A 26,351-nucleotide genomic window follows, 5' to 3' on the forward strand; every position below is an offset into this window, starting at 1 on the left:
CTCTCCTTAACAGATTCCCTCTTGAGAGACTTGCAATTCCAGTTTGCTTACCTCTCATTAACAGGGTTCCACTTGAGAGACTCGCAATTACAGTTTGCTTACCTCTCGTGAACAGGGGTTCCACTTGAGGGACTTGCAATCACAGTTTGCTCACCTCTCATTAATAGGTGTCCACTTGAGAGACTCGCAATTACAGTTTGCTTACCTCTCCTTAACAGGGTTCCACTTGAGAGACTCGCAATTCCCGTTTGCTTACCTCTCCTTAACAGGGGCTCCACTTGAGGGACTCGCAATTCCCGTTTGCTCACCTCTCCTTTACAGATTCCCTCTTGAGGGACTTGCAATTCCAGTTTGCTATCCTCTCCTTAACAGATTCCCTCTTGAGAGACTTGCAATCACAGTTTGCTCACCTCTCCTTTACAGATTCCCTCTTGAGAGACTCGCAATTACAGTTTGCTTACCTCTCGTGAACAGGGGTTCCACTTGAGAGACTTGCAATCACAGTTTGCTCACCTCTCCTTTACAGATTCCCTCTTGAGAGACTTGCAATTCCAGTTTGCTTACCTCTCGTGAACAAGGGTTCCACTTGAGGGACTCGCAACTCCAGTTTGCTATCCTCTCCTTTACAGATTCCCACTTGAGGAACTCGCAACTCCAGTTTGCTATCCTCTCGATAACTCATTTCCGTTTGAGTGATTCGCAATTTATGCATACTTGGCTCTCGTTAGCCCATTTCAGCCTGAATGAAGAACAAGAATTCAAATTCAACATCTCTGAGGATGGTGCACAAAATTAATTTTTCTCTTTTCTATTTCTCTCCAATCGAGCAGGGCTTAAAAGTGAGATATCCCCTCCTATTCGACGGTGTCTCTTTTTTCCCGTTATCAACATATATTAGCATCCCAAGAGCGACTGTTTTCCTTTTTTTCCCGCAGTTCTTAAGTTGACTTTGACCGACTAGACAAGAGTTTCTCTCTATTCCTCCTCACTCTTAAACGCATCTACCATCCATCATTTATGATAAAAAGAACCTCACACCAAAATGGTATCAGGTTCCGTACTCCTTATTTGTTCAAGAATAACCTGGCAAAGATAAACTGACGAGTTGTGCATCTGCACGCAAGGAGTCTCTTAAGGTTGTTTCCACACAGGCAACTAGTGGAATCGTGATGATTATGATGCCATCTTCGAATTCAAACTCAAGACCTGGGCAGACCTCATCGCATTGCACTTCCGTTTCTGCTCTTCCTGTTCTCGTATTTACCATGATTTTCAGACAAATATCAAAACAACTTTTATGACTACATGCCATTTCCATTCACTCCTTGTGTTTATTGATAGCCTGGTAAAGATAAGCTTGTTAGCTCTGCACTCGCACTTAAATCATCTTTTAATGTCGTCTCCACACAAGCTACAAGTGGTAAAGTGATTTGAATGACGCCATTTTCAAATTCGAACTCGATACCACCGCAAGCTTCATCGCACTCAACGGACGTTTCTGCCCGTCTGCTATTCGTATTTACCACCAATTTTAGACATACATCAAAACAACTTTCATTTTTACAAGCCATTCTTTTTCTCTCCTTTTTTTTGTAAATTCCCTAAATATATCATCGCCTCTAAATGATCACCGACGATGACTGAAGTAGTGGGGGCTAGACATCCTTTTCGATTAGCATAATGAGTATGCGGGCGAAAGCGATTGATTTTATCCACTTCTACATGGTGTACATTTTCGACTACACAATGATTAACAATTAACTTTACGTAAGCTAATACAGGATTAGCTAGTGACCCAACACCGACTTTTTCAATACTTTTCCTTCTCAAGGCATGGGGGACAGCAACAATGGAGCCCACACCTAAATCAGCTCGATTACAAGCTACATTTATTGCGTATTTACAGGCAGTAACTAAATGAAGCGGCCAGTGCTGTTTTATGCTAGCATTGAGGTCATTTACTGCAACATCAACGCCCCTCTCTACAGCCTGTACAAATGGCTGTAAGTCTTCCATCGCGATGACAAAATCGCCATCAACAAATAACAAAATCTCGCCGGTGGCAAAGTGTGCACCTATCGCCCTACCAGTATCTAAACCTAGTTTTTCAGCAAACTGAATAACCGTTGCCCCTGCATCATATGCATGAACCGCTGTCTGATCATTTGACCCATTCACAATAACAATGATTTCTAACGGACCTAATCGCATACACTCCTCAATTACTGCCTTAATTCGCGCTTGTTCATTTTGAGCTGGGATGATAACTGATAACCGGGATAAGGGGTTGTTGGCATGGTCATTTTTTCTAATAGTTGGCTGATGGCCCTGGATAACAGAATCTAGTACATCTAATCTTCTTTCACCATCAGAAAACTTTGATCGGCTATTAGGCGGGAATCTTTGTGTGTAAGCTTGTAAATAATCGTCTATTCTTCTCCTGTCATCTTTCCTATCCCACACTTGATTTTGCAGCTGAAAGATATTTCGAATAGGAAGCTGATGCGACAATACATAGCCTTGTTGAACTAATTTCACATGTGCTTCAACAGGATTGCTAAGCGTATCGATACCAATAGTATCTACTGCTTTTCTTGAGAGTCCATAAGGGACGAACATGATTTGGTCTATTTTTAAATCCGAACGATGGATAAAAGCATTGGTTATTTGCGGGAAAATAGTAGAAGGAATGTGGCGGTGTTTTTTTTGAAATTCATAGTCCATATTATTGAGAACAGCGTCCGCGCTATTGTCCATCAGCGGTTGTAAAAATTGCTGGAGCGTTGGTACCGTAATATGTTGGTTGAGATCTAAAAATAACATACATGGTCTCGTTGCCTTTTTTGCCCCGATGACATGTGCTTCGTAGACATGTTGCCAAGCATCATTTACTACGAGACGAAACGGATCAACATTTAGTGATTTATGGGCAACAAAGATTAGCTCAACATTTGTGATAGATTGATAGGTCTGGATCAACTTACTCACATACTGATTACTCGCATCCCGACTAATAGGGACAATCAAAGATAAACACGAACCATCCAAAAAGCATCGTCTCCTTACATCCTTAAGTGGCATCACCCCCTTACAAGGAATATGGTATTGCTTGTTCATTTCCCTGTTTTTAATACATGCCTCGTATCAATGATATTTTCTACTTTCGATAAAAGTTTATAATCCAAATTACTATGGTCAGTAAGAAGCAGGGTTAATTGATACTTTGATAATGTCTCCTTTGTTAACGGAACGGATTGATAGCTTTTATTTTCAAGAACAACAGTTGGTACATAAGGATCGTGATAGTCTACCTGATAACCTTTCTGCAAGAGTTCGTTAAATATTGTTAAAGCTGGGGATTCACGGACATCGTTCACATCCCTTTTATACGCTAGGCCAACAACAAGAATTGCCCCAGTCTCCCCTGCTAATTCAGCTTCTACTTTTTTGACGATTTTTTGAGGCATCGTATCATTAATTTTTCTTGCTGCTGCTACAAGCTGACTGCTTAAGCCGTATTGATTGAGTTTCCATTGTAAATATATCGGATCAACAGGGATACAATGTCCACCTATTCCAGGACCAGGCCAATAAGGAGTAAATCCAAATGGCTTTGTCGCAGCTGCCTGCAGGGCTTCATAAAAATCAATGTCTAATCGATCACATAGCTCGTCCAACTCATTCACTAGTGAAATATTGACTAATCGCTGTGTATTTTCAAATAACTTTGCTAACTCTGCAACTTTCGGTGAACTTACTGGCACAACTTGAGCAAAATACTTTGCATAAAACTGATCAATTTTCGCAAGAGAGCTCTCTGTTTGACCACTAATCACTTTTGGGATAGACGCTAATGTATATTGCTTATTTGCTGGATCAATTCTCTCGGGTGAATAACATAAGTAGTAGTCTTCACCAGCTTGAAAGTGATGGCGTGTGAATATAGGCTCAATCACCTCTTCTACTGTTCCCGGATAAGTAGAGCTTTCATAAATAATCGTTTGTCCCGTCTGTAAATATTGGCAAAGATAGTTAGTAACTGCAATCATCGCTCTTAAATCTGGTTCATGACGTTCGTCAATTGGGGTTGGAACTGTGACGATGATATACTCAGCGGCTTTAAGCAAAGCTACAGCTGCATCCGTATGTTTTGGAATGAAATTTAGAACCGCTTGCAGCTCTTCATCTTTTACATCAGGAATATAACTGCTCCCTTGCTGTAATAACTCAATCTTATGAGTATCTTGATCGATGCCCGTTACATGACAGCCCTTTTTTGCTAAGTGGAGAGCCAGTGGGAGACCAACATAGCCGAGACCAATAACAGCAACTCTATCTATTTGACCTTGGAGCATGTCCCATTTTCGGTTGCCATCTGTATAACCGCATCTCTGATTGAACGATAGTAAATATGAAAATGCTTCAATGTGGTCACCTAGAATCCGGTCAGTTGATTCGACCCGACCATCGGCTTGCCTGTGATGCTGTTTTCTAATTTTATTTGGCTTGACGACATCGACATAATGAATGGATTCGACTTTAAATCCTTTTAGAATTGCCTTTGCTTGAAATAAAGGTGGAGACATTAATGTGAGGATACCAATCTCTTCAATCACTTTCCTGCTCATTGCGTGTGGAATAGCAGTGAGAGAATTAACGGTGAGGTCCTCTCTTTTCAGCGCCATATTCAGAAGGTACTTAGCAGCACTCACAGAATGCAACGGATGGGCACGGTCGAGCAATATCTCTAAATCATTTAAAGCAATATCTGCCCCTTCTTCTACAGCATGTATAAAAGGGGTTAAATCTTCTGCTTTGATAACAAAATCACTATCTAAGAACAAACAGATATCTCCTGTACTGTGAAGCGCACCAATCGCTCTTGGAATGTTATGTCCGAGTGCCTGGTCAAACGCAATCACTTTCACACCTGACTTTTCTACCTTTTCCTTTGTTCGTTCATCTGCTCCATTTAACACAACAATGATTTCATCAATGCCTGCCTTCTTTACCTCAGCAATCACTTCAGCAATCGTATCCGGCTCCTTCCCTACAGGAATAATCGCACTATACTTCGCTCGTTTCTCTTCCTTTACCGAAAAGGCTTGTACATATTCCTTAAAAGATTGCCGATTTCGCCTGCCATCATTTAAACCACCGCGATATCCTCTCTCTTCAATCAGTTGCGCCACTGCACGTAAGTGGTCACCAATTATTAAACTTGTTGAAAATGAAAAAGAGGAGCCCGTAATCTTCTGTTGATGTTTCGGTCGAATCTTATTTGTAGCAATCACGTCAATGGCGACTGGTGCACTCATCTTTAATTCTTTCATCACAGCTATACTATGAGCTAATGGCGGACAAGCTAAATTCTCCCAACCAATTGTATCAAGCGCTGATTTTTTCATCACATGAGGAACAGCGACTAAGGAATTAACGGATAACTCACCTTTACCTAAAAAATGATTAAGAGAGAACTTTGATACTGCTGTCGGATGTGGTCTAATGGGGCGCTTCATTGTCCAGCTTAAATCATTTAGGGCAATATCAGCCCCATCCCGAATGCCATCAAGCAGTGCTTGTAGCTCCTGTGCTCTAACGACAATATCACCATCAATAAAAAGAAGCGTATCTCCTTTTGCCTCCCTTGCACCAATTGCTCGTCCAATATCCACCCCTAGAGGTTCTTTATAAACAAGCTTTCTACATTCAAATGCTTCCGCTATTTTCTCCGATCCATCTGTTGAACCATTCAAAACAGCGATGATTTCATATGGCTCAATCTTCATTAACTCTTCTAAAACGGCTGACAACGTAGATTCTTCATTCTGAATGGGAATAATAACAGATAGATTCATAACACTTCACTTCTCTCCTTCAGCAAAATTAATAGTCTCCTTTGTGCTAACTATAGCCTTTTCCATCACAAACCCGAGAAAAACACTAAGTAATATCAATATATACAGCTTGGCCATTTTTGTTCTCGGACAAGTATACAATCTATGAAAGATGGTGCGATAGACAGGGTAGATTGGTTTAATTATGGGGGCATTGATCGGATTCGGCACTAAAAAATAGATTATTACTATTCGTTAGGAGATGTTAAAGTAGATATATATGTATTTAAGGGGGATTACAAATTGGAATTCGAGTTGAATTTTATTTGGATTGCCGTCGGTTTAGCATTACTTGGCTATTTCATAGGCAATGGGTTGAAGCAATTTAGTAGTAAAAATGAAGGTAATATGAATCATTTACTTGTGGAGCAAAGCCACCTTCATCTTTACTTTATTTAAGTGAAGCAGACATGAAGGATCTATTACAGAAGCATCCTCACGCACCAAAAGTCATTCTTAATGGCAAGCATTATTACCATCTACATAAATTTCGCAAGTGGCTTGAATCTGATGATATATATCACTCATGAAGAATTTATTTTGACAGCTTCCATTTATTATGCTAATATATCTGTAAAATTCAAAATATTATAAATATGTAATTCTCTTATTCAGAGAGGTGGAGGGACTGGCCCGATGAAACCCAGCAACCTTTAACAATTATTTGTTAAAAAGGTGCTAATTCCTGCAAAGTGTAATAGCTTTGGCAAATAAGAGAGGATAAAGACCTCTCTATTTTTAATTTAGAGAGGTCTTTTGTATCTTCAAAACTAAATAACAAAGGCAACGGATGCATGATTGCTTAAAAGGGAAGCCCGGTGGAATGCCGGCACGGTCCCGCCACTGTGAAGGAGAGCGACTTATCATTAACCACTATTTCATAATTAAAATGGGAAGGGATAACAAGCGATGATCTGAAGTCAGGAGACCTGTCTGTTGTTTGCACTTAGACTCTACGGATGCATAGAGAGGAGTGATGAATACGTGTTGAGCAAATCAAATGGTCTCAACTCTTTATTGCGTATGAATCTCTCATTTAATAATAGATAGAGAGATTGTTTGTTGAGAAAATACAATCATAAAAGGAGTGTTTAAAATGACTGAAGTAAAAAGCTCAAATGTAGGTTATCCAAGAATTGGCGAGAAGCGGGAGTGGAAGAAAGCTCTAGAACAATTTTGGAGTGGTATGTTGAATAAAGAGACTTTTCTGCAACAAATGGAAGTCATACGTTTATCCTCTCTCGAGAAACAAAAACAACTTGGCGTTGATCTCATCCCGGTTGGTGATTTCACACTGTATGATCATGTCCTCGATACAGCTGTGATGTTTGGACTTGTTCCTGAGCGTTTTACATACAGAGGTGGGAAGGTTGATATTGAAACGTATTTTGATATTGCCAGAGGGAACAAAGATGCCGTGGCAGCTGAAATGACCAAATGGTTTAACACAAACTATCACTACATCGTGCCAGAACTCACCAACCTCAAGCCAACACTTGCTGAAAACCGGCCACTTGCCTTTTATAAAGAAGGAAAAGAGAAGCTTGAAATCGACGGAAAACCGGTTATCTTGGGCCCGATTACTTTTGTGAAATTATCAAAAGGCTACAAAGAAAGTGAATTCAAATCAATCGTCAATCAATTCGTTCCTCTTTATGCACAAATTTTAAAAGAATTACAGCAAGAAGGTGCCTGGTGGGTGCAAATCGATGAACCTATTTTAGCCACTACCCTCACAGAAGAAGACATCTCACTCTATCAAGCAGTTTACCAAACATTACACGAGGCAGCACCACAGATAAATATCATTTTACAAACGTATTTTGAAAGCATCACTCATTATGAAGCTGTTACCTCTTTACCTGTGCAAGCGATCGGCCTTGATTTTGTCCATGATGCAGGTCAAAACCTCGCTTCCTTACAAAAATTCGGCTTCCCAAGTGATAAAGTATTAGCTGCAGGTGTCATCGATGGCCGTAATATCTGGGGCGCCAAACTTGATAATAAGCTCTCTCTTCTAGAAGAAATTACAGCAATTGTTCCGAAGGATCGCTTAATCATCCAGCCTTCATCCAGCTTATTGCATGTACCCGTTACAGTCAAAATTGAAGAAACACTTGATCATACATTAAAGACCGCACTCGCCTTTGCTGATGAAAAATTACAAGAAATCGTAGTGCTAACAAAAGGAATAAGAGAAGGAAAAGAGCAAATCCAAGATGAGGTAAACAAGAGACGAACTGCTATCGAGGCGCTAAATCAATCTTCTATTAGAAACAATCAACAAGTACAAACAGCCATTCAAAACTTACCATCATCACTAGCAGAGCGCGAAGCACCTTATTCTGTTCGTCAAGCAGCACAAAAAACAGCCTTCCAACTACCACTCCTACCTACAACAACGATTGGAAGCTTCCCACAAACACAGGAAGTGAGAAGAAATCGTTTAAAATGGCGTAAAGGAGAGTTAACTGCTACTGACTATCAAACATATATCAAAACGGAAATTAAAAAGTGGATTGATATTCAAGAAGAGCTAGGCCTTGATGTGTTTGTTCATGGTGAATTCGAACGCACAGATATGGTCGAATACTTCGGTGAAAAATTAGCCGGATTCCAATTCACAAAATTCGGTTGGGTGCAGTCTTATGGCTCTCGTTGTGTCAAACCACCAATTATTTATGGAGATGTCTCATTCGAACAGCCAATGACAGTTGCAGAAACAGTCTATGCCCAGTCCTTAACAGATCACCCGGTAAAAGGTATGCTCACTGGTCCGATTACGATTTTAAACTGGTCATTTGTCCGCGACGATATCCCTCGTTACGAAGTCGCAAACCAAATTGCCCTTGCCCTTCGAGAAGAAGTAGAAGCACTAGAAGCAAATGGTATCCGGATGATTCAAGTAGACGAACCAGCCATTCGTGAAGGATTACCACTCAAACAAGAGAAGTGGGAAGATTATCTGAACGCTGCTGTTTATGCTTTTAGACTAGCCACCACTTCTGTCAGAAATGAAACACAAATTCATACGCATATGTGCTACTCCGATTTCGAAGACATTATCTCAAGCATTCAAGCACTCGACGCTGATGTCATCTCCATTGAAACATCAAGAAGTCATGGCGAGCTGATTCACTCATTTGAAGAAAGCACCTACGAACAAGGTATCGGCCTAGGCGTATATGACATTCACAGCCCTCGAGTGCCACAACTCGACGAACTAACGAAAAACATCGACCGTGCCTTACAAGTACTAGACCCACAACTTTTCTGGATTAACCCTGACTGCGGTCTCAAAACAAGAGGCATTGACGAAACCGTCGCAGCCCTAAAAGTCATGGTGCAAGCTGCCAAACTGTCGCGGGAAAAATTACTTGTAAAAAAAGGCGAATAACCAAACAGAAATCCGAACGATTATACATTCGTTCGGATTTCCTCATTCAATAACACAGCGTTTAACTTCTTATCCATCTTCTTTTGATAAGGACGATGATTAAATCTCCTTGTGTTAAAACCACCAATCAAATTCCGTACTCGTTCATTATGGGTAATGAGGTGCTGATATATCTCATTCTGCAAATAAGCATTAAACCAATTATACTCCTTTAATTTCCGCATGTTATATGTAACATCCTCTTGTGTGACTTGTGTAATAAAGGGAGAAAAAGAAATAATACTTATAAAATTCAGGAAAAACTTTTTCATTAATGAATACATCCTCTCTTTATGATTTGTATGTGATTGACTGTGAACGCTCTTTGCGGAATATAAATTTCCGGAATTAGCTCATTCGCGTAATTTATGGGTTTACGTTGCTTATATTTCCTAGAACTCCATTATTAGCTACGGTTCTCGACTTTAATGTTGCTCATTTCTAAAGAACTTTTTTATTATCCAGGATTTCGAATTTACGGTCATTTACTATAAATTATACCAACCATTAATTCTTTTACAAATATATACTTTTATAAGCGTCGAAGATTCAACCGTATAAAAGCAAAAAAGAACCACAGCAACAATCTAAACTGTGGTCACAATCATTCGTATTTATTGATTTTTACCTTTATTATTTTTCACCTTTCCTTTTCACCGCAAACCAAATCTCACTATACACATTATTTAAGTCCGTCATATCTCCAGTAAATGAAATATTGGGCGCATTTACTAATTCATAATCTGACGAAGGAAGCCATTCAGAGGCAAATTTCGCCCAAGTTTCTTGCATGACTGTTGGAAATGCTCCTTTAGAAGAGAAAATGGCCCAAGTAAGAGCTGGCACATCTACTACCGTAAATTCATTAGCGGTGACTTCTTTTTTTGTCAAGAATCCAATCATATGATCGAGACTGCCCTTTTCATCCATACAACCGTCATCCAAATTATATGAAGCGTTCACGACTTGATAAGGTTCCATATCCCCATAGCTATGCAATGCTTTTCTTTGTTCTGGTGTAATGCTTTTTGCTAATTTTATTATTTCTTGATTTTCTCCATTAAATTGAATAGGTACTCTCTTTTGAACACCGACTATCTTAAAGGCTTCTTTTTTCTCGATTCTGTAATCCATATTTATTCCTCCTTGCAATACTAATTGAAAGGAGAGCTTAGGAAATGCTTTAAGGTTATTTTTCTTTTTAACCTCTGATGGTTTGATTCCTGACCATTCTCGAAATGCGCGAGAAAAGCCATCAACTGATTCATACCCACACTTAAATGCTGCGTCAGTCACGCTCATTCCCTCATTCAGCAAATCAAATGTAGCATTAGATAATTTTCTACTGCGAATATACTCCCCTAAAGTCATGCCAGAGAGGAATGAAAACATTCGGCGAAAATGATAAACAGACGTACCTGTAATGCGCTCCAATTCCGATTCTTCAACCTCGTCATACAAATGCAATTCAATATAATCCATGGCTTCATTCATACTCTTTAGCAAGTCTATCTCTCCCTTCATAGGTTTATTTTAATCCCTAACACACAAATAAAACCCGATGAACAAGATACGGATATCATCGGATTCAAATTCAAATAAAACAGGAAAGCTTGCACGATTTTTCATTATCTTTCGATTTAAATATCTAATTGAGTAAAAAGTACACACTTATATTGGTAATTAAGAAAAGGTTCTATTCACTTGTAAGTCTCCCTGCTCGAGACCAACAACAATACATTTTTTATACCGTTTAAGCGCCTTCGACAAAATCTCGCCTTTTATAGCCAATAAAGCCAATGAACATTAGAGCCACACTAATGACAGTTATTATAATAAAAATCGGCGCTTCAAAATGATCCATTGGCATTTGCGGCAACCAACCTTGTACCGCTGTTTTTGAAACCCACTTTGGCAGGTCTAACATACTGCCGAAATAATTTAATATAAACGAATAGCCCAAATAAATATATACGGCTTTACCTAGCCTAGGTGCCCATCCTAGTGCTAAAGCAGCAAGCCCTGTAAAGAATAACACCGATGGCAGAAAATTATAACCTGATGCAAGGAAATGACCCATATCTAATACGGCACTGTCATCCATTACAGATACAGCTGTGCCTCCAAGTGCCCCTGCAGCAAAAAGGATTCCTATTAATCCAGTAACAATAGCTAATCCGATCGTAGTCCAATAGAATTGACCACGGGTAACTTTCGTGGCGTAAAGCTGACTTAAATGCAAACGACTTTCCTCAACAAAAAGTTTATTGACGATGGCAATCGGTAATATAGAAACTAAAGCAATCATCACCATCATAATTGTTCCTGTAAAGGATTTTTCGATTGACACACCTGTTTGGGCAAACATTTGCTTCATCATTTCATTGCTCTCAAGGAATGATTGCATATCTCCATAAATCGAACCATAAGCTGCTCCCATAACCACAAAACCAATCATCCAGCCAATCATGACACCATTATTAATCTTAATAAATAACCCACGGACAGAAAGCAAAGATTTTTTCGCCCTTTCCCTTCCTTCTCTCTCAGGTAAATAACCTGAACCCAAATCTCGACCGCCTTCAAGAGTAAAAGCGATAACTAACATAACTACAGAAAAAATACAAACAAATGCAAATGGCATCCAGTTATTATCTGTAAACGGAAAGGTTAAATAGGTCCAACTTAGCGGATTGAACTGGGATAAATCCACATTGGACACATCTGTTCCTGCACGAATGATGTAAAGTAAGCCAATTATCCCTAGAGCTGAACCTGTTGCACTCGAAGAAGTCGGCATAATTTGAGCCATGACAAGGCCGATTACTCCACCAATCACACCCGCCATTCCAACAGATGCTCCAAATAAAAAAGCCCCTTCTAGCGTAATTGTATCTGCTCCAAAACTCATCAGTATGGCGCTAATAAAAATGGTCAATAACATTTGAATAACAACTATTTCTACCATCACAGCAAATGAGTTTGATTGACGACCTATTTGAAATGAGCGAATAAGCTCAGTCAATCCAAGGTCTTCTTCCTTTCGTGTATGGCCTACCACATGTATAACAGCTATAATCATTGCAAATAAACCACAAAACAACAACATCTCATGTGCATACATTGCACCTAATGTATACTCGGCTGCTATCTCAACTGGCGTAGGACCAACCATAGCTATCATAGCCGGATTTTGCAACGTTTCAAACATGCCTATCAAACCTTGCCCTTTTGCTATTTCTTCAAATGAAGAAACGAAGCCTCCAGAAAATAGGCCCATACCCAATATCCAAAGAATTATTTTTTTCCAATCACGTTTCAGATACTGTACAAACAATATATCCCAACGTGCAAACCTTTCTTTCATTAGTTATTACACCTCCTATTACCCCTCGTAGTGACGCATAAATATATCTTCAAGTGTCGGCGGGACAGCTTCAAACTTTTTAACCCCTAATTTCGTCGCTTCTAGTAAGATGTCATTTATATATTTATTATCAGCTGAAAATGTAGCTTCATTATCATTGTGAGTGAAGTCATGTACGCCTTCAATGAGTTCCATTTTTGCCACATCACCCACTGTTGATAATGTTATCGTAGAACGCGTTAAGTGCCTTAAATCATCCAATCTACCAGACTCTACAATTTCTCCCTGACGAATGATAACAACCCTATCTGCCAATCGTTCTACCTCACTTAAAATATGGGAAGACAACAAGATAGACTTACCTGAAGCTTTTATTTTCTCTACTTCTTCCTGAAAAACAGCTTCCATCAAAGGATCCAATCCAGAAGTAGGTTCATCAAAAATATACAAATCGGAATCAACAGACAATGCAGCGATTAAACCAACCTTTTGCCGATTTCCTTTAGAATAACTTTTTGCTTTTTTCTTCGGATCTAATTCAAAGCGTTTAATGAGCTCATCTCGCTTTTCCTTATCTCCGCCACCATGTAATTTCAAGAACAAGTCAATGATTTCTCCACCCGTCAGACTTCCCCAAAGTGCGACATCACCAGGAACATATGAAATGCGTTTATGGATTTCCAAGCTGTCTTGCCAAACATCTTTACCAAAAATCTTGGCTTGCCCCGCATCACGTTTAATAATTCCCAACAAAGTACGGATCGTTGTTGATTTACCAGCACCATTGGGTCCAATAAAACCAACAACCTCTCCAGTCTCAATAGAGAAGGTCACATCTTTTAACGCTTGAAATTTACCAAACTTTTTCTGCAATCCTTGTAAATTCACAACCTCTGTCATAGTTTTGACACTCCTTCTCTTCATAATTACATTTTTAACTGGATTTCCATCAAAGAAAACAATTCTAAACAATTAGTTTAATTATAGTTCATTTTCATTCATTTAACACTATATTTTAAACTATATAACAATATTAAGTTCAATATTACCTATATAATTTGGTTTAATCAATAAAATAAATACTTTTTCTAATTTGCTAGTCCATAATTACATATATATAATATAGAAAAGATTATATTCTCGATTGGAAATATTTTCAGGAAGACGTTTTATAGAAAGTGGGTCATGCAATTGAATGGTTTTGAAAAGAGAACAGAAGAGAAGAAGAAGAAAATATTAGAAGTAGCTTTTGAGCTTATGAATAAATATGCGGATGGAAATATAACAATGGAGAATATCGCTAAGCATGCCAACGTTTCTAAAGCCACCTTATTTAAATATTTTAGTAATAAAGAAAACCTCATACACGAAGTTTTTAAGTACTATTTAGAAAACATGGTAACAATGGCGAATGAAATTATGGATAAAAATAAACCGTTTGATGAAACATTAATTGCCTTGAGTCAAAATAAAATCAGCTTTTTAAATAAAATTAACCACTCATTCTATTTAAAAATGATGGAATATCTAACCCAAAAGGATGAAGATGGTTCGACTGTGTTAATGCAAAAATATACACAGGAAAATTATAATGTCATGTTAGACTTATTCCACCGTGGCCGTAAGGAAGGAAAAGTTGACTTAAAATACTCAGATGAATTTCTATTGTTATATTTCCAAGCGATTGTAGAAGGAATTTCCCATTCACATATATATGAAAAACTCCTGCCTTATACAGAAGAATGGACAGAGATGCTCATTAAGGGAATAGCACCAAAAGAGAGTAATTAGGGACAAGCATAAACATAAAAGTGCTTACCCAACAGCTAGACGGACATTGAAGAAGATGGGGTATTCAATCGAATCATTTATACTTAAGTTCCGAAAAAATAAAATACGAACATATTGAATTGGATAAATCATACTTTGTGTAAAGTGTGAAAACCATTTAAGTACAGTTGGACACGACGTTAAACCCATTTCAACAATAGCACTCAGAAAGACGTACACAACAACCATCATGACGCTGCTAATCGTTCTAGACTACTATCAGCGTCACCGTGCTTATTTTCAGTGATTTCTCCCTAACTTTAGATATAACATAACAAATCCCACGCTCTTCTCTAATATTTATCAATCGTAACCCCTAAAACAGAAGCCCTAATGATACTTATCTCTCTAAACCTTTCTAATTCCTCTGGTGTGCCGCTTATCACGGCTCCACTAATCAGCGTTTCTGATTCATTTTTATAATAAGAGTCGTCTTCTGATACGCTATAACCATAAGCGTTATCAGCATTTAAAACATGATGTGAATCAGATTCCCCCTCTATTTGTTTCGGTGTGTACTTATTGACCCACAACCAGTCGATATTTTCCGCACCCATAATTTCACCCAATTCCTTAGTCGTTATCGGTTCATCAAATGATATCGCTACTTCTATTAATGTATTCTTATCTAGTCCTACAGCTATATCAATTTCCTGGGGCAAATAACTATATTTGATTTGAGGATAATAAAAATCGGTTATGCGCTCATTATTCATTTGGTTATAGCGCACCACCCTCTTAGTTTCTTCATTTACCTTGTTCATTTCCGTTAAGCCACTTAAACGACTTACAGTAGTGATTTCACCAATCGCAGGGTATTCTTTTGTTTCTTTATCCCAAACAAATTGCCTTCCTCCAATTTCCTTATAATAAACCGTCTCGCCAAGCGCGCTAAAAAGATTATAATGGAAGCTAGTATGGTTACTTATAACGCCAGCCCCTTTCGACAACCTATTCAAATTATCATCAAATCCACTATCTATTTTTTTATTGATAAGATATTGAACACCACTAAAAACTAAGAAGATTAAAATAAGAACGGAAATCGTAGAAATTAAAAAATATAAGCCGAATTGTTTCCATCTTGCCTTTTTTATAGAATGCCGGAATAGTGAATCACTTATAAAATCTACCTCACCCTTTTTATGATTCGTCATGGCGTGTCTCCTCCAAACATTTCAATAATTTTTTTCTAGCGCGGAATAAATTAATCTTCACGGCGCCAATGCTTATCCCTAAAAGGTTAGCTATCTCATCATATGAGAGGTCAGACTGATACTTTAATAGTAGAATCTCTGCATAAAATGGCTTTAACTGATTGAGCATGCTAGACATTTCCCTCGAACGTTCTTTTGCTATAACTAGCGACTCGGGGGTTTCCATAGCTTCAGGCTCATCACTATGTTTATCTAAAGTAAATTGGTATTTTTTATTCTTTCGACACTGATCATAATAGTAATTCAATGCCACTCGAATCAACCAGCTTCGTACCTTTGATGCACGAATCGTATCAGATAATTTGATATACTTAATCGCCGTTTCTTGCACAGCATCCTGAGCATCTATGCAGGGCACACCTTTTTTTAATAAATATTTAAAAACAATATTTAATTCCCTATTCAAGGCTTCAATATTAAACGATTCTCCCATATCCCTCCTCCTATGCTTATAAGACGTAATAGATAATTGTAATGTTATCAAAATTTCCAAAAATATAATTTATGAACTTAAATAGTTTGAAGACAAACATTTTATGTGCTAGTTACTTAATAATATCTGTTTTTCTCCCTCCGTATTAGGCAATTTTTTTTGTTTTTGTATCCATTCAAGTGCTTTAATTCCTATATACCAATCAAGATTATTCTTAAATTCATAATCGCTAATGAAAAAGCTATGTCGTTTTATACCCATACTTCCTTCGGTATTAAACTTTGTCATTGTCATTGTAATTATCATTATCACTACTTTCATTTGAATTGCCTTTTTGTATATTTATGTTAAATAAAGACATAATTAACATACCCAGATAATACTATTAATGTTCTTATAATGACTACCTATTTATCTAAAAAATATACGAGGTGAATCCATTTTGAAAAGTACAGGAATTGTAAGAAATGTAGACGAGTTGGGAAGAGTTGTAATACCAATTGAATTAAGGAGGTAATGGCAAGATCGTATTAAGTACTGCTGCAATTCAACTTCTTCAAGAAGAATTTAAAGACTACATAACTACTAAATAAGGTGTCTTAATTGTACATACTCAAAGGAGGACTTGAACTAAGTCCTCCTTTTCATTCTTGATGCTGTTCATCAACGATGGGAATAACACAATCTGAAGTTTTCACCATGAATGCTGATACATTTGAAGAAATCACTGGTGAGAAAACTGTCCATTATAAATTTGGATAGAAAAACGTGCGGCGTACACGGCTGCACGTTTTATTTATCTTCCTCAATTTTCTTTTGAAATTCAATAATAGAGTTATATGTAGTTGTAAAAACCTTTTTATCTTTATCTAATGCTTCTAAGTCTGTTATTAATTCTTCGCCCCGATTATTCATAATCAGGAAAAACTGTCTATGCTCATTGTCATAAATATCATTTATAATACCATCTTCTATTGAAATGTAGGTTTCTTTATTTTTAGTAACCTTTACTTTTTCTTTTATAGCAGTATTGTTACCAAACTCGTCAATTAACAGAATATCTACTTCTGTTTCATACGGTATTGGAAGTAATTTTAAGCCATTAATTTTTTCTTTCATATAAAGTTTATCATCTACAAATTTTTCTTCTATATTTTGTTTATCTGCATTAACCCAATAAGGTATTGGAAAGATGTTTTCAATTTCCATAATCTCTTCTTGATTCAGTTCAAAAGTATGGTTTTCAAAGGAGGTTGTCTTCACTTGGTTTTTATCTAATTCTAGATAAAAGCGAGAAATTGCATTGTTCGCACCATTATAGAAATCACTACTAGTCGTTAAATCAAAAGGAAAAAAGGTTAGTTCGTTTTCACCGTTATTATTTATTTTTAAATCTATATCGATATTTACAGAAGAAAACGGAGCAACTTTGTATTTAATGGCATTATAATAATCATCTTCGCTTGATAATTTTATTTTAGCGACTTTATTACCTTGAAAGAATAAGGATTGTATTTCCATAGGGTTTTTTGTATTGTTCTCAAATATCAAACTCCCAGAAACACTTGAAGAATCAGATGGGGTTAGATATAAGACTTGTTCATCTTTAACATTTAAATACCTACTGTTTTCTTTTTGTGGTACAAATGCTTTAACTTGGGTAAAGGGTGCTGAAGTATCAGCAACATTAGAAGATTGCTCTAAGTGTTCCATCTCTTTTGTAACATTTACATCTTCATTATCATTTTGTTTCAATTCCAAAACACCTTCTTCTCCGAAAACTTGTTTAGATTCATCGTTGGCACAACCGAATAAAAGAAAAATTAATGATATATATAATATTTTTTTCATAGATTAAATACTCCTTAAAAAAGGTCAAAACATTAATATTAACGTTTCGACCTTTTTACATTTAAAGATTAGTATGATTTAGTATTACCAGTTTGAGAAGAGTATAGTTTCCCATTATCTGTAGCTGTATGTACAGTTACACCAGTAAATGGAGATTTACCTTTTGAATTACCAAGTGTAGTTGTAGAATTTGCAGTAAACGTTCCTACTGCCATCCTTTTACCTCCTTGTGAAGTATATCCTTTAGCAATATCTCTTAAACTAGTTGTAGCAGAAGTTACAGTAGTTAAGATTCTACCTTTGGATTTACCAGTACTTTTAACCGTACTACCAGATAATGAAACAGCAGTAGAACCAGTAGCTAATGAACCCATAGATAAAAGTTCAATACCACCTTCATGTGGAGATACATTTCCGAATTCTACTTCCTCACTATAATCGCCTACATTAGACCAAATTTCTTCCCAATTAACCGTATGATTTTCAGTTAGTTGTTCATCCATTGATTGAGCAGATGCTTGTCCACCGTTAGTAAATATAGATAAAGAAAATACGCTAGCCAATCCTATAGTCAATGCTTTACTTTTCATTTTAAGACTCCTTTGTTTTTAAATTATATAGCTAAAATTACATAAATTGTTAACATAAAATAATTAACATATTTTTCATTAATATACAATATTTAAGTTATTTAAATAAATTAAGGAAATTATTATTTCTAAACAACAAACCTACTTTGTATGAATTTGTAATTATAAAATGTTCATTTCTAGTTATATTCAATAAGGAACAACTTTACAAACAAATATACACCTTTCATACATTTTATTAGACATAACGTCTCGACAGTTACGAAAAGACCGAACCCTTGTGGTATCTGGCTTTTCGTTTGTTCTTTTTGTGGCCATGAATTATGCCAATACAAACAGTGATAGCACGATTTGTTCTTTTTAAAGAATGAATAAAATCCTGTATAAATCCCTCGCTAACCTCCCCCATTTACTGACACAAGAAGAGAATTTGTCAAACTGGAACAGCTTCAAGGAGATTTAGCGGAGTTATTGACATTATATATAAAATTAGGCATGTACAAATTAAAAAAGCACGCTGGGGAAAACTTACTGATCAAGAGAAATTGATTTTCATTCTATCTATGAAGTCAAGTCGATTTTATTAAAATAAGAACGGCGTGGTAATGTCTTCTTCCTTTTATGTATTAGAATACCAAGCGTAATCCTTACTAAATTAGCAATCTACTATCCAATCATCTCTATCCATAATTAATCAGACGACTCCCACCTTTTGAAGATGGGAGTCGCCTGAAAGATAGAATCAATTATTAACTTTTTGTGCATGGCGTGAAGCCGCTGCACCAGCTAATTTGCCAAAGACCGCGCCGGACATCAAGCCTGAGCCCCCGGGATAATTCTCATAGAAGATACCACCAATCATTTCTCCAGCAGCATATAAGCCTTCGATTGGTTCATTTACTTGATTGACTACTTCCCCTTCGATTGTTGTCGCTAATCCCCAAAATGAGAAAGTAATTCCGCATGTCACAGGATAGGCATAGAATGGGCCTTCACTTATGGTTTGTGCCCAGTTAGATTTGGCTGGGGTAATGCCTTTTGTCGATTTACCGTCCTTTTCTGAAGGATTGAATTCACCTTCTTGAACCGCTGCATTATAGTCAGAAATGGTTTGTAGGAACTGTTCTTTATTTATATCTAATTGATCTGCAAGCACTTCAAGTGTAGCTGCTTCAATGACGGTCGCTTCTTCTAAATCATACTCCGCACGTAAGATTGGGCGAACTTTAGCATCATAAATTTGGTAGGCTATATTTTTCGGTTGCTTTAATATTTCTTTACCATATTTTGCATAGGTGTAGTTACGAAAATCAGCTCCCTCGTCTACAAAACGTTTGCCTTCCACATTGACCATCACGCTATATGGGTAAGAATGCTTTTTGAAAATATCACCTGGTTTTTGGAAATCGCCTACTCTTGGTGCATTGGCATCTGTTCCAATGGCATGACAACCATTCCTTTGACCAAACGTTTGCGCACCGATTGATACCGCCATATCAATGCCATCACCCGTGTTAAACTCAGTCCCTCTAACGATTGCTTCGTTCCACTCCATTCCTAACGCTTCCGCACGCTTCTTTTTGTCCGCTTCTATACTTCCACATGCTAAAACAACACTTTCACATTGAATCGTTTGCAGTTGCTCTTTTGTTTGCACTTCAATCGCCACCACTGTCTCATTTTCTGTGACAATGTACGTGGCTGCACTTTCATACCAAACGTCAATTCCCAACTCTTCACAACGTTGAAATAAACTGCGCATTAAGCCAATCCCTTTATCAACGGTTTTAACTGGTAAACCGCCCCAGAAATGAACCTTTCCTTCTTTTTCAAAAGATTGGTTCGCATAGTTCAACTCAAATACGACACCTTGTGTTTTCATCCACTCAATCGTTGGTAAGGATTGATCAACTAATTGACGAATCAACTCAGGTTTACTTTGATTTTTTGAAACTCTCATAATATCATTATAGAAATCTTCTGTGCTGTATTCGGGCATATCAATTTTATTAATCGTGTCCTGATCTAAATCAATCACTTTCGTAATGGCATCTAAGTTTTGATAAGCTACACGAATGGCGCCGTCAGTAAAGAATGAATTACCACCACGTTTTTCAATTGGTCCTTTCTCTAATACAAGTACCGAACTCCCTTGCTCTTTTGCAGATATCGCGGCACATAAGGCCGCATTTCCCGCCCCAACAATTACTACGTCATATTTAGCCATCAAACATATCCCCTTTATTTGTTGATAGATTAACTATAAGAAATGATTAGAAATAAATAAAATACATAATTTTTAAACATATCCATAAAAATTTTTTATCACTTGAATATCTTCCACTTTAATACAGGTAGAATAACGACATAAATGAATAGCATGCGGAATAATTGAAAAATCGTTACCTGTGTAGCATCTGCTTGTAATGCGGTAGCGATGAGTCCCATTTGATCCATTCCACCTGGAGCTGTACTTAAATAGCTGGTGGCAAAATCCATGTCAAATAATAAAACCATTCCCTCTGCAATTATAAAGGTGATGATTAACAGTAATATTGCACTACTAACCCCTCCAATTAATATGCGAACGGGTAATCGTAAAGATTTCGGATGTAAAAGTAATCCAATGTACGCACCAATACAAAGCTGTGCTATATGCAACAGGTGACTATCCATTGGGGCTAAATCTACTTTAAATAGACTTAATAGTAAGCCCATAAGGACAGGCGTTAAAAAATGTGGCACCGGCAATCTTAATTTTTTCCCAATCGGCAAAAACAGAAGTCCCAATAGGATTAGACCGATATTATGCAGAACATTATTTGAACTTTGTATGACTGATTCCGACGCCTCTCCAGTTAGGGAAACAACAATCGGAATAAGCCCAACAACAAACAGAACACGAATGACATGAAAAAACGTTACTATAGCTACGTTAATATTCTCTTGTTCCTCTGCAAAAATAACTAATTGAGATAACCCACCGGGAATACTAGCTGTTATTGCTGTCGCAAATGGTATATGCGCCCATATTTTTAAGAGATAGGCTAATCCAAAGCAACATACACTCAAAGAAATATTGAGCATGAGCATAAAAAGTAAAGTGTCTTTCATCGAGACTAATATATGAAAAGTAAAAAGTTGACCAATTGCTGTCCCTACTATAAGTAGCCCAATATTTCGCATCATAACGGGCCACTTCATAGGTATTTTCCATATCAGTTGTGTGAGCAATACGCCAAATAACGAACCTAACATCCATGGCATAGGAAAGGAGAGTAATTGAAAGATACCTACACCAGCAATGGCTACAATCACCACTGTGGCAATAGGAAGAATTGCGCGCATTAAATCCCCTCCTAAGATTAAACACTCATACCTCCAGTAATTACGCCTACTATATCAAAAACAATAGCCGTAAAAAAACAAAGAAAAAACTCCCCAGATTCAAATTTATTTTTCCTTTTACAGAATATATGATATATTCCAATGAATAAAATAAATTAATTTCAGCGACACCGATAAAAAATTTTTATATCAATGCGGAAGGAAATTGCTATGAACCTTAATGATTGCCACCTATTAATTGATTTGTACAAGACGAAGAATATTACACACACTGCTAATAATTTATATACATCGCAACCTGCTCTCACCTACCGTATTAAACAGCTCGAAAAGAAATATGAAATAGAGTTGATTGTAAGAGGGTCAAAAGGAGTTGACTTTACAGATGAGGGAAGAATTCTTTATGAACATGCAGAACAAACCTTACATAACGAAAGATTACTCGTAGATCAATTAGCTAATCTAGCTGTAGAAATAAGGGGAACCATTGCAATCGGCGCTTCTGGTTTGTTCTCGCTATACCATCTCCCCAAAATATTGAACGCTTTTAAAGAACTTTACCCTAATATACACATACAACTGAAAACAGGGTGGAGCAGCGAGATGAAAGAAGCACTCAATGCAGAAGATATTCACTTAGCCATCATACGTGGTAATTACTCACTGAATGCCCAGAAATATACACTATGTAATGAGGAATTATTTGTCGTATCAAAAAATCCGTTTCAAAAAGAAGATATTCCTCACCTCCCATTTATCACATATAAAACCGATCCACCCTTAAGTCTCTTGATTGATAAATGGTGGCGCACCAACTTTCAACAACCAATCCATCCTAGCATCGAAACAGATCAAGCCGCAACTTGCAAGGAAATGGTAAAGTATAACGTTGGTATTGCCGTACTACCCGGCATGAGTATTGAAGGAGAAGAATTATATACCATTTCACTGAATGAGTTTGGAGAAGACATCTATTACCGAGAAACCAGTCTTTTCTATAACCCATTCGTCGAAAACTTACGTCATGTTAAATTGTTTATAGATTTTTTAAAGAGTCATTATAATGTGTAAATAGCTGAGGAGGGAGCCAAGCGTTAGCGTTTGGCTCGTCTTTAAAGCGACTGATATATACTATTAAAATCTTTTTTTGACCACTAAAAAACTGATTTACTTTTGCCCTGAATTCACATTCTTTAACGTCAGATAAAAATTCAGGATCGTAGTCGCCTTCCTAAAGAAAAATGCTATCGTCTGCTGTATGGTTTGATCTTTCGCATTCAAAATGTTGTACTTTAAGATTTATACTTTAAATGTTTGAATCAAGCATAGTTCATCGTCAATTATATCTTGCTTTTCTTCGTATGGAATATTGAAATTTTTATATATTTTTCTCCAAAAAGATACTGCAGTTCTATTTTCAATCAGTTCAATGACGTAATACTTTCCTTGTTTCTTATGAAATATATCTTTCATAGCCTGCGTACTATTTCCTTTCCCTCTGTATTTATTAAGCAAGAAAATATCATTCACTGCAAAATCATACTCTTTTCTTAGAAACGGACGCTCTAATAAGAGGATAAACCCTATAATACGCTCTTCTATTAAGATGAAATATGGGGATAGCCCATCTACTTCCCAAAACTGATCAACCCCCTCGTATTCAAAGATACCGTCTGGCCCAATATCCAGTGTTGATGTGTATCTTGTAAGGTCATGAAGGTACAGGGAGTAAAGGTTTTTTAAAATATTCTTTTCTGATTTTAATACTTCTCTAAGCGCCACAGGCATTATATAAGCTCCTCCTTTTTAATCTATCTAACATCTCCATTCACATTAATTATATAAAGGTTATTTCATTTATATAAAAATGTAAGAGCCTTGCTACATCTTATTGTAGTAAGCTCTATTAAGTTGTTTTGCTTGGTATTCTTTTAATGGTGTTTGTAATGAAAAATACGTGGGTACACAAAAAACTACTTTACTTGTATATAATTCTGTATTTAGGCAATAAAACCCCATTATTATATTTTTTAAGGTCAATTAGTTCTAGTTGGATTTGTTTTTTGCTCGAACCAAAAAGTGAAATACCTTTTCCTATCATGACGGGATTCACTTTAAGTATAAGAGTGTCAATTAATTCATGGTAAAGCAGTGAATGAGCAAGTTCACCACCGCCACAAAGCCAAATTCTCTCATTCGCTGTCTTTTTTAAATGTTTGACAAACTCAATTGTATTTTCTTTTACAAACTTCACTTCCTCATTTGACTCCATCTCCATTTTACTCGAGAAAACATAGTGCTTAAGGTCGGGATTGGCAAACTTTGCAAGAGGCCATGGTTCACCTGGCTTCACTCCATCTTTTAATCCGACTTCGTATGTCTTCCCGCCCATTAAAGCAATACCGTATCCTTTAATATCAGCTAAAAAATCCGGACCATGGTCGCCTTCATAAAGAAAAATGCTGTCATCTGCTATATCGTTTGGATCTGCAATATATCCGTCTGCCGTAATTGCCACATGATAAATCAATTCTGCCATTCCTTTGTCCTCCTTTTTTATACAAGCTATATCGTACTCTTTTATGGCTATGCAAAATTAGGGCTACGTTTACCTTCATAAGAATTGATTTTTAGTTTCTTAAGAAATGAATCCATGGTACTTAAAACCTGTATCTCCCATCCCCTCTCTAATATCAACTTAGTACTAAACATCCCCCACTCTATCAACCATCTTAATTGAAAGAAACACACTAACCGCTCCCAAAAGACATAGACCTGCATTCACAAGATCAGAATTGAGATTTATATTAAGAAGGGAAGAAAAGTTTTGAAATTGCATGAGGAACATGGCACAAATGACGGTTGGTATCGTTGCTCTTTTCCAAATCCCAAAGAAAAAGAGGGGAATGAAACTAATCAGTGTAATGAAAAAAGAATGAATGATCATCTTACTAGCAAATGAAGTAATATCTGCAACGGTTGGTTGCCCATTAATGATATATAACAGATGATCAAGAAGATACGTGACGATACCTGACAACAGAAAGGATACGAGTGTACAGAGAAAAACAACGAGTGAGATAAAGAGCACTTTTGCGATAATTAACTTTTTCCGACTAATTGGATAGCCAAATGAAAGAGAGAACGTTTTGTTCTTATACTCATCTATAACCACCTGATTAATAAGAGAAGCCCCAAATAGGACCCAACCCATTTGTATGGCCAAAATCAGTTGAATAATTGTCGCATAACTTTGCCCGAAATCAGCGCTTACCATTTTAATAAAGAAAATCGGCATAAACATAAGAATACCCGCATAAATAATAATCTCACCCATCACCATTTTTTGCTTTAGTTTCCTCCACTCCAGCTCCATTAATTTAAACATGCTGTTCACCTCCATGGATAATTTGATAGAAATAATCTTCCAGTGTACTTGTATGTTTTTGTATCTCTTCTATATCAATCTGATGAAGAATTAACGCCTTAGAAATCTCGCTTGGGGACAAGGTTAAATCATATATGCGAATTCTATTGTCTTCTACAATCTTCATATTAGAAATACGGAGTTCGTACTCTAGTAAATACACTGATTTTTCTACATTCGATGTCACAATCTCAATGTATTCCGTTTGCTGCTTCCTAATATCAGCCAAAGTGACTTCATTCACTAATTGACCATCCCTAATCACACCGATTCTATCAACAACCTGTTCCATTTCCCCTAAAATATGACTAGAAAGGAGAAAAGTCATGCCATATTCTTTATTTAACATGCGAATTAAATCTCTCATATCTTTTATACCAATGGGATCAAGACCATTGGTCGGTTCATCGAGAACAATCAGTTCCGGCTTTGTTATGATGGCTCTGCCAATCCCCAATCTCTGCTTCATCCCAAGGGAAAAATCCTTCACTTTTTTCCCTTCAATTCCTTTTAAATGAACCATATCTAAAGCTTGCGTAATGGCTTTTTGATCATAAAATCCTAAATATTCACAGTGAAGCTGTAGATTCTCTCTCGCTGTTAAATGCTCATAAAAGAGCGGATATTCAATAATACTACCCACACGCTTCAACCCAGACTTCTTATTTTCTGTAAGCCTTTCACCAAATAACGCAATCTCTCCTGAAGAAGGATGAATTAATCCCGTGAGCATTTTCATGATCGTCGTTTTCCCAGCCCCATTTTGTCCGAGAAATCCGTATATTTCTCCTTTTTTAATATGAAGATTTACATTAGATACAAGCACCTTATCTTTGACCTTTTTCGTTAAGCCATTGGTTTGCACAACGTAATCCATTGTCTTAACCTCCTTTATGATTGTTACTTATAGCTTAAGCAAAGAAAGTATCTTTTTTCTTTCTCATTTCTTACATGT

General features: G+C 36.9%; 23 protein-coding genes, 1 pseudogene and 2 riboswitches. Of the genes and pseudogenes, 4 read left to right on the top strand and 20 right to left on the bottom strand.

The genetic code is table 11. The features are described from left to right. Window positions 1-1,072 precede the first annotated feature (1,072 nt). The 5 genes and pseudogenes from MKX29_RS07360 to MKX29_RS07380 form a co-directional block, all read right to left on the bottom strand. A complete protein-coding gene (locus tag MKX29_RS07360) occupies window positions 1,073-1,312 on the bottom strand; it encodes a hypothetical protein (RefSeq protein WP_224938314.1) in 240 nt (79 codons plus the stop codon). A gap of 19 nt (window positions 1,313-1,331) precedes the next feature. Further along, window positions 1,332-1,571 carry a hypothetical protein gene (locus tag MKX29_RS07365; protein ID WP_251163418.1) on the bottom strand — a complete coding sequence of 80 codons (240 nt, stop codon included), beginning with the start codon at window positions 1,569-1,571 and terminating at the stop codon, window positions 1,332-1,334. Further along, entirely contained in the window at window positions 1,561-3,048 is a 1,488-nt protein-coding gene (locus tag MKX29_RS07370) for a glycosyltransferase family 2 protein (protein ID WP_341104894.1), read from the bottom strand. Before MKX29_RS07370 ends, MKX29_RS07365 begins: the two co-directional genes overlap by 11 nt. A 65-nt stretch (window positions 3,049-3,113) precedes the next feature. After that, window positions 3,114-4,355 carry a nucleotide sugar dehydrogenase gene (locus MKX29_RS07375; RefSeq protein WP_341108226.1) on the bottom strand — a complete coding sequence of 414 codons (1,242 nt, stop codon included), beginning with the start codon at window positions 4,353-4,355 and terminating at the stop codon, window positions 3,114-3,116. Beyond that, window positions 4,347-5,858 (bottom strand): annotated as a pseudogene (locus MKX29_RS07380) (glycosyltransferase family 2 protein); the annotation flags it as partial. The pseudogene MKX29_RS07380 and the gene MKX29_RS07375, both read right to left, overlap by 9 nt. A 282-nt stretch (window positions 5,859-6,140) precedes the next feature. On the opposite strand from MKX29_RS07380, the gene MKX29_RS07385 reads away from it, so the two are divergent. Further along, a complete protein-coding gene (locus MKX29_RS07385) occupies window positions 6,141-6,296 on the top strand; it encodes a hypothetical protein (protein ID WP_341104895.1) in 156 nt (51 codons plus the stop codon). A gap of 205 nt (window positions 6,297-6,501) precedes the next feature. After that, window positions 6,502-6,614: riboswitch (SAM riboswitch) on the top strand. Between the two features lie 54 nt (window positions 6,615-6,668). Next, window positions 6,669-6,848, top strand: a riboswitch (cobalamin riboswitch). A gap of 145 nt (window positions 6,849-6,993) precedes the next feature. Continuing rightward, complete coding sequence (gene metE, locus MKX29_RS07390) at window positions 6,994-9,294, top strand: 5-methyltetrahydropteroyltriglutamate--homocysteine S-methyltransferase (RefSeq protein ID WP_341104897.1); 2,301 nt, start codon at window positions 6,994-6,996, stop codon at window positions 9,292-9,294. A 20-nt stretch (window positions 9,295-9,314) separates the two neighbouring features. Here metE and MKX29_RS07395 read toward each other — a convergent pair whose 3' ends face one another. The 4 genes from MKX29_RS07395 to MKX29_RS07410 all read right to left on the bottom strand — a co-directional run bounded on the left by MKX29_RS07395 (window position 9,315) and on the right by MKX29_RS07410 (window position 13,600). Further along, window positions 9,315-9,605 (bottom strand): hypothetical protein, encoded by a 291-nt coding sequence (locus tag MKX29_RS07395; RefSeq protein WP_341104900.1) that lies wholly within the window; start codon window positions 9,603-9,605, stop codon window positions 9,315-9,317. A 361-nt stretch (window positions 9,606-9,966) separates the two neighbouring features. Then, on the bottom strand, window positions 9,967-10,839 hold the full coding sequence (locus MKX29_RS07400) for an AraC family transcriptional regulator (RefSeq protein ID WP_224938927.1): 873 nt from the start codon (window positions 10,837-10,839) through the stop codon (window positions 9,967-9,969). A 247-nt stretch (window positions 10,840-11,086) separates the two neighbouring features. Then, complete coding sequence (locus MKX29_RS07405; RefSeq protein ID WP_341104902.1) at window positions 11,087-12,700, bottom strand: ABC transporter permease; 1,614 nt, start codon at window positions 12,698-12,700, stop codon at window positions 11,087-11,089. Window positions 12,701-12,718: 18 nt separating this feature from the next. Beyond that, a complete protein-coding gene (locus tag MKX29_RS07410; RefSeq protein ID WP_224938925.1) occupies window positions 12,719-13,600 on the bottom strand; it encodes an ABC transporter ATP-binding protein in 882 nt (293 codons plus the stop codon). A 291-nt stretch (window positions 13,601-13,891) separates the two neighbouring features. On the opposite strand from MKX29_RS07410, the gene MKX29_RS07415 reads away from it, so the two are divergent. Beyond that, complete coding sequence (locus MKX29_RS07415) at window positions 13,892-14,491, top strand: TetR/AcrR family transcriptional regulator (RefSeq protein WP_224938924.1); 600 nt, start codon at window positions 13,892-13,894, stop codon at window positions 14,489-14,491. 332 nt (window positions 14,492-14,823) lie between these two features. Here MKX29_RS07415 and MKX29_RS07420 read toward each other — a convergent pair whose 3' ends face one another. The 7 genes from MKX29_RS07420 to MKX29_RS07450 all read right to left on the bottom strand — a co-directional run bounded on the left by MKX29_RS07420 (window position 14,824) and on the right by MKX29_RS07450 (window position 21,969). After that, window positions 14,824-15,687 carry an anti sigma factor C-terminal domain-containing protein gene (locus MKX29_RS07420; protein WP_281203185.1) on the bottom strand — a complete coding sequence of 288 codons (864 nt, stop codon included), beginning with the start codon at window positions 15,685-15,687 and terminating at the stop codon, window positions 14,824-14,826. Further along, complete coding sequence (locus MKX29_RS07425; RefSeq protein ID WP_289432603.1) at window positions 15,674-16,180, bottom strand: RNA polymerase sigma factor; 507 nt, start codon at window positions 16,178-16,180, stop codon at window positions 15,674-15,676. The genes MKX29_RS07420 and MKX29_RS07425 overlap by 14 nt, the downstream gene beginning before the upstream one ends. A 108-nt stretch (window positions 16,181-16,288) precedes the next feature. Continuing rightward, window positions 16,289-16,501 (bottom strand): hypothetical protein, encoded by a 213-nt coding sequence (locus MKX29_RS07430; protein WP_341104909.1) that lies wholly within the window; start codon window positions 16,499-16,501, stop codon window positions 16,289-16,291. Window positions 16,502-16,972: 471 nt separating this feature from the next. Continuing rightward, window positions 16,973-18,031, bottom strand: coding sequence for a hypothetical protein (locus tag MKX29_RS07435; RefSeq protein WP_281203187.1), 1,059 nt, complete (start codon window positions 18,029-18,031; stop codon window positions 16,973-16,975). Between the two features lie 68 nt (window positions 18,032-18,099). Beyond that, window positions 18,100-18,621: a hypothetical protein gene (locus tag MKX29_RS07440; RefSeq protein WP_341104912.1), complete on the bottom strand. Its 522-nt coding sequence runs from the start codon at window positions 18,619-18,621 to the stop codon at window positions 18,100-18,102. A 742-nt stretch (window positions 18,622-19,363) separates the two neighbouring features. Then, entirely contained in the window at window positions 19,364-20,848 is a 1,485-nt protein-coding gene (tcuA, locus tag MKX29_RS07445; protein WP_341104914.1) for an FAD-dependent tricarballylate dehydrogenase TcuA, read from the bottom strand. Window positions 20,849-20,946: 98 nt separating this feature from the next. Next, window positions 20,947-21,969 carry an AbrB family transcriptional regulator gene (locus MKX29_RS07450; protein ID WP_341104918.1) on the bottom strand — a complete coding sequence of 341 codons (1,023 nt, stop codon included), beginning with the start codon at window positions 21,967-21,969 and terminating at the stop codon, window positions 20,947-20,949. Window positions 21,970-22,179: 210 nt separating this feature from the next. On the opposite strand from MKX29_RS07450, the gene MKX29_RS07455 reads away from it, so the two are divergent. After that, window positions 22,180-23,040, top strand: a complete 861-nt coding sequence (locus MKX29_RS07455; RefSeq protein WP_224938921.1) for a LysR family transcriptional regulator — start codon at window positions 22,180-22,182, stop codon at window positions 23,038-23,040. 228 nt (window positions 23,041-23,268) lie between these two features. On the opposite strand, the gene MKX29_RS07460 is transcribed toward MKX29_RS07455, so the two are convergent. From MKX29_RS07460 to MKX29_RS07475, 4 genes are all read right to left on the bottom strand, one after another. Beyond that, window positions 23,269-23,757, bottom strand: a complete 489-nt coding sequence (locus MKX29_RS07460) for a GNAT family N-acetyltransferase (RefSeq protein ID WP_341104920.1) — start codon at window positions 23,755-23,757, stop codon at window positions 23,269-23,271. A 190-nt stretch (window positions 23,758-23,947) separates the two neighbouring features. After that, the gene (locus MKX29_RS07465; RefSeq protein WP_251163428.1) at window positions 23,948-24,508 is read right to left on the bottom strand and encodes a dihydrofolate reductase family protein; all 561 of its coding nucleotides are present in this window, start codon (window positions 24,506-24,508) and stop codon (window positions 23,948-23,950) included. A 165-nt stretch (window positions 24,509-24,673) separates the two neighbouring features. Then, the gene (locus tag MKX29_RS07470) at window positions 24,674-25,357 is read right to left on the bottom strand and encodes an ABC transporter permease (RefSeq protein WP_251163429.1); all 684 of its coding nucleotides are present in this window, start codon (window positions 25,355-25,357) and stop codon (window positions 24,674-24,676) included. Beyond that, window positions 25,350-26,273: an ABC transporter ATP-binding protein gene (locus tag MKX29_RS07475; protein ID WP_224938917.1), complete on the bottom strand. Its 924-nt coding sequence runs from the start codon at window positions 26,271-26,273 to the stop codon at window positions 25,350-25,352. Before MKX29_RS07475 ends, MKX29_RS07470 begins: the two co-directional genes overlap by 8 nt. Between the last annotated feature and the right edge of the window lie 78 nt (window positions 26,274-26,351).

This window comes from Cytobacillus sp. FSL R7-0696, from assembly GCF_038006865.1.
Lineage (GTDB): Bacteria > Bacillota > Bacilli > Bacillales > Cytobacillaceae > Cytobacillus > Cytobacillus kochii.

What these genes read in the sequence shown, in the direction of transcription:
- MKX29_RS07360 (WP_224938314.1), bottom strand. Translation starts at nt 1,312, where the DNA reads ATGGCATGTAGTCATAAAAGTTGTTTTGATATTTGTCTGAAAATCATG.
- MKX29_RS07365 (WP_251163418.1), bottom strand. Translation starts at nt 1,571, where the DNA reads ATGGCTTGTAAAAATGAAAGTTGTTTTGATGTATGTCTAAAATTGGTG.
- MKX29_RS07375 (WP_341108226.1), bottom strand. Translation starts at nt 4,355, where the DNA reads ATGCTCCAAGGTCAAATAGATAGAGTTGCTGTTATTGGTCTCGGCTAT.
- metE (WP_341104897.1), top strand. Translation starts at nt 6,994, where the DNA reads ATGACTGAAGTAAAAAGCTCAAATGTAGGTTATCCAAGAATTGGCGAG.
- MKX29_RS07395 (WP_341104900.1), bottom strand. Translation starts at nt 9,605, where the DNA reads ATGAAAAAGTTTTTCCTGAATTTTATAAGTATTATTTCTTTTTCTCCC.
- MKX29_RS07405 (WP_341104902.1), bottom strand. Translation starts at nt 12,700, where the DNA reads ATGAAAGAAAGGTTTGCACGTTGGGATATATTGTTTGTACAGTATCTG.
- MKX29_RS07410 (WP_224938925.1), bottom strand. Translation starts at nt 13,600, where the DNA reads ATGACAGAGGTTGTGAATTTACAAGGATTGCAGAAAAAGTTTGGTAAA.
- MKX29_RS07420 (WP_281203185.1), bottom strand. Translation starts at nt 15,687, where the DNA reads ATGACGAATCATAAAAAGGGTGAGGTAGATTTTATAAGTGATTCACTA.
- MKX29_RS07425 (WP_289432603.1), bottom strand. Translation starts at nt 16,180, where the DNA reads ATGGGAGAATCGTTTAATATTGAAGCCTTGAATAGGGAATTAAATATT.
- MKX29_RS07430 (WP_341104909.1), bottom strand. Translation starts at nt 16,501, where the DNA reads ATGAAAGTAGTGATAATGATAATTACAATGACAATGACAAAGTTTAAT.
- MKX29_RS07435 (WP_281203187.1), bottom strand. Translation starts at nt 18,031, where the DNA reads ATGAAAAAAATATTATATATATCATTAATTTTTCTTTTATTCGGTTGT.
- MKX29_RS07440 (WP_341104912.1), bottom strand. Translation starts at nt 18,621, where the DNA reads ATGAAAAGTAAAGCATTGACTATAGGATTGGCTAGCGTATTTTCTTTA.
- tcuA (WP_341104914.1), bottom strand. Translation starts at nt 20,848, where the DNA reads ATGGCTAAATATGACGTAGTAATTGTTGGGGCGGGAAATGCGGCCTTA.
- MKX29_RS07450 (WP_341104918.1), bottom strand. Translation starts at nt 21,969, where the DNA reads ATGCGCGCAATTCTTCCTATTGCCACAGTGGTGATTGTAGCCATTGCT.
- MKX29_RS07455 (WP_224938921.1), top strand. Translation starts at nt 22,180, where the DNA reads ATGAACCTTAATGATTGCCACCTATTAATTGATTTGTACAAGACGAAG.
- MKX29_RS07460 (WP_341104920.1), bottom strand. Translation starts at nt 23,757, where the DNA reads ATGCCTGTGGCGCTTAGAGAAGTATTAAAATCAGAAAAGAATATTTTA.
- MKX29_RS07465 (WP_251163428.1), bottom strand. Translation starts at nt 24,508, where the DNA reads ATGGCAGAATTGATTTATCATGTGGCAATTACGGCAGACGGATATATT.
- MKX29_RS07470 (WP_251163429.1), bottom strand. Translation starts at nt 25,357, where the DNA reads ATGTTTAAATTAATGGAGCTGGAGTGGAGGAAACTAAAGCAAAAAATG.
- MKX29_RS07475 (WP_224938917.1), bottom strand. Translation starts at nt 26,273, where the DNA reads ATGGATTACGTTGTGCAAACCAATGGCTTAACGAAAAAGGTCAAAGAT.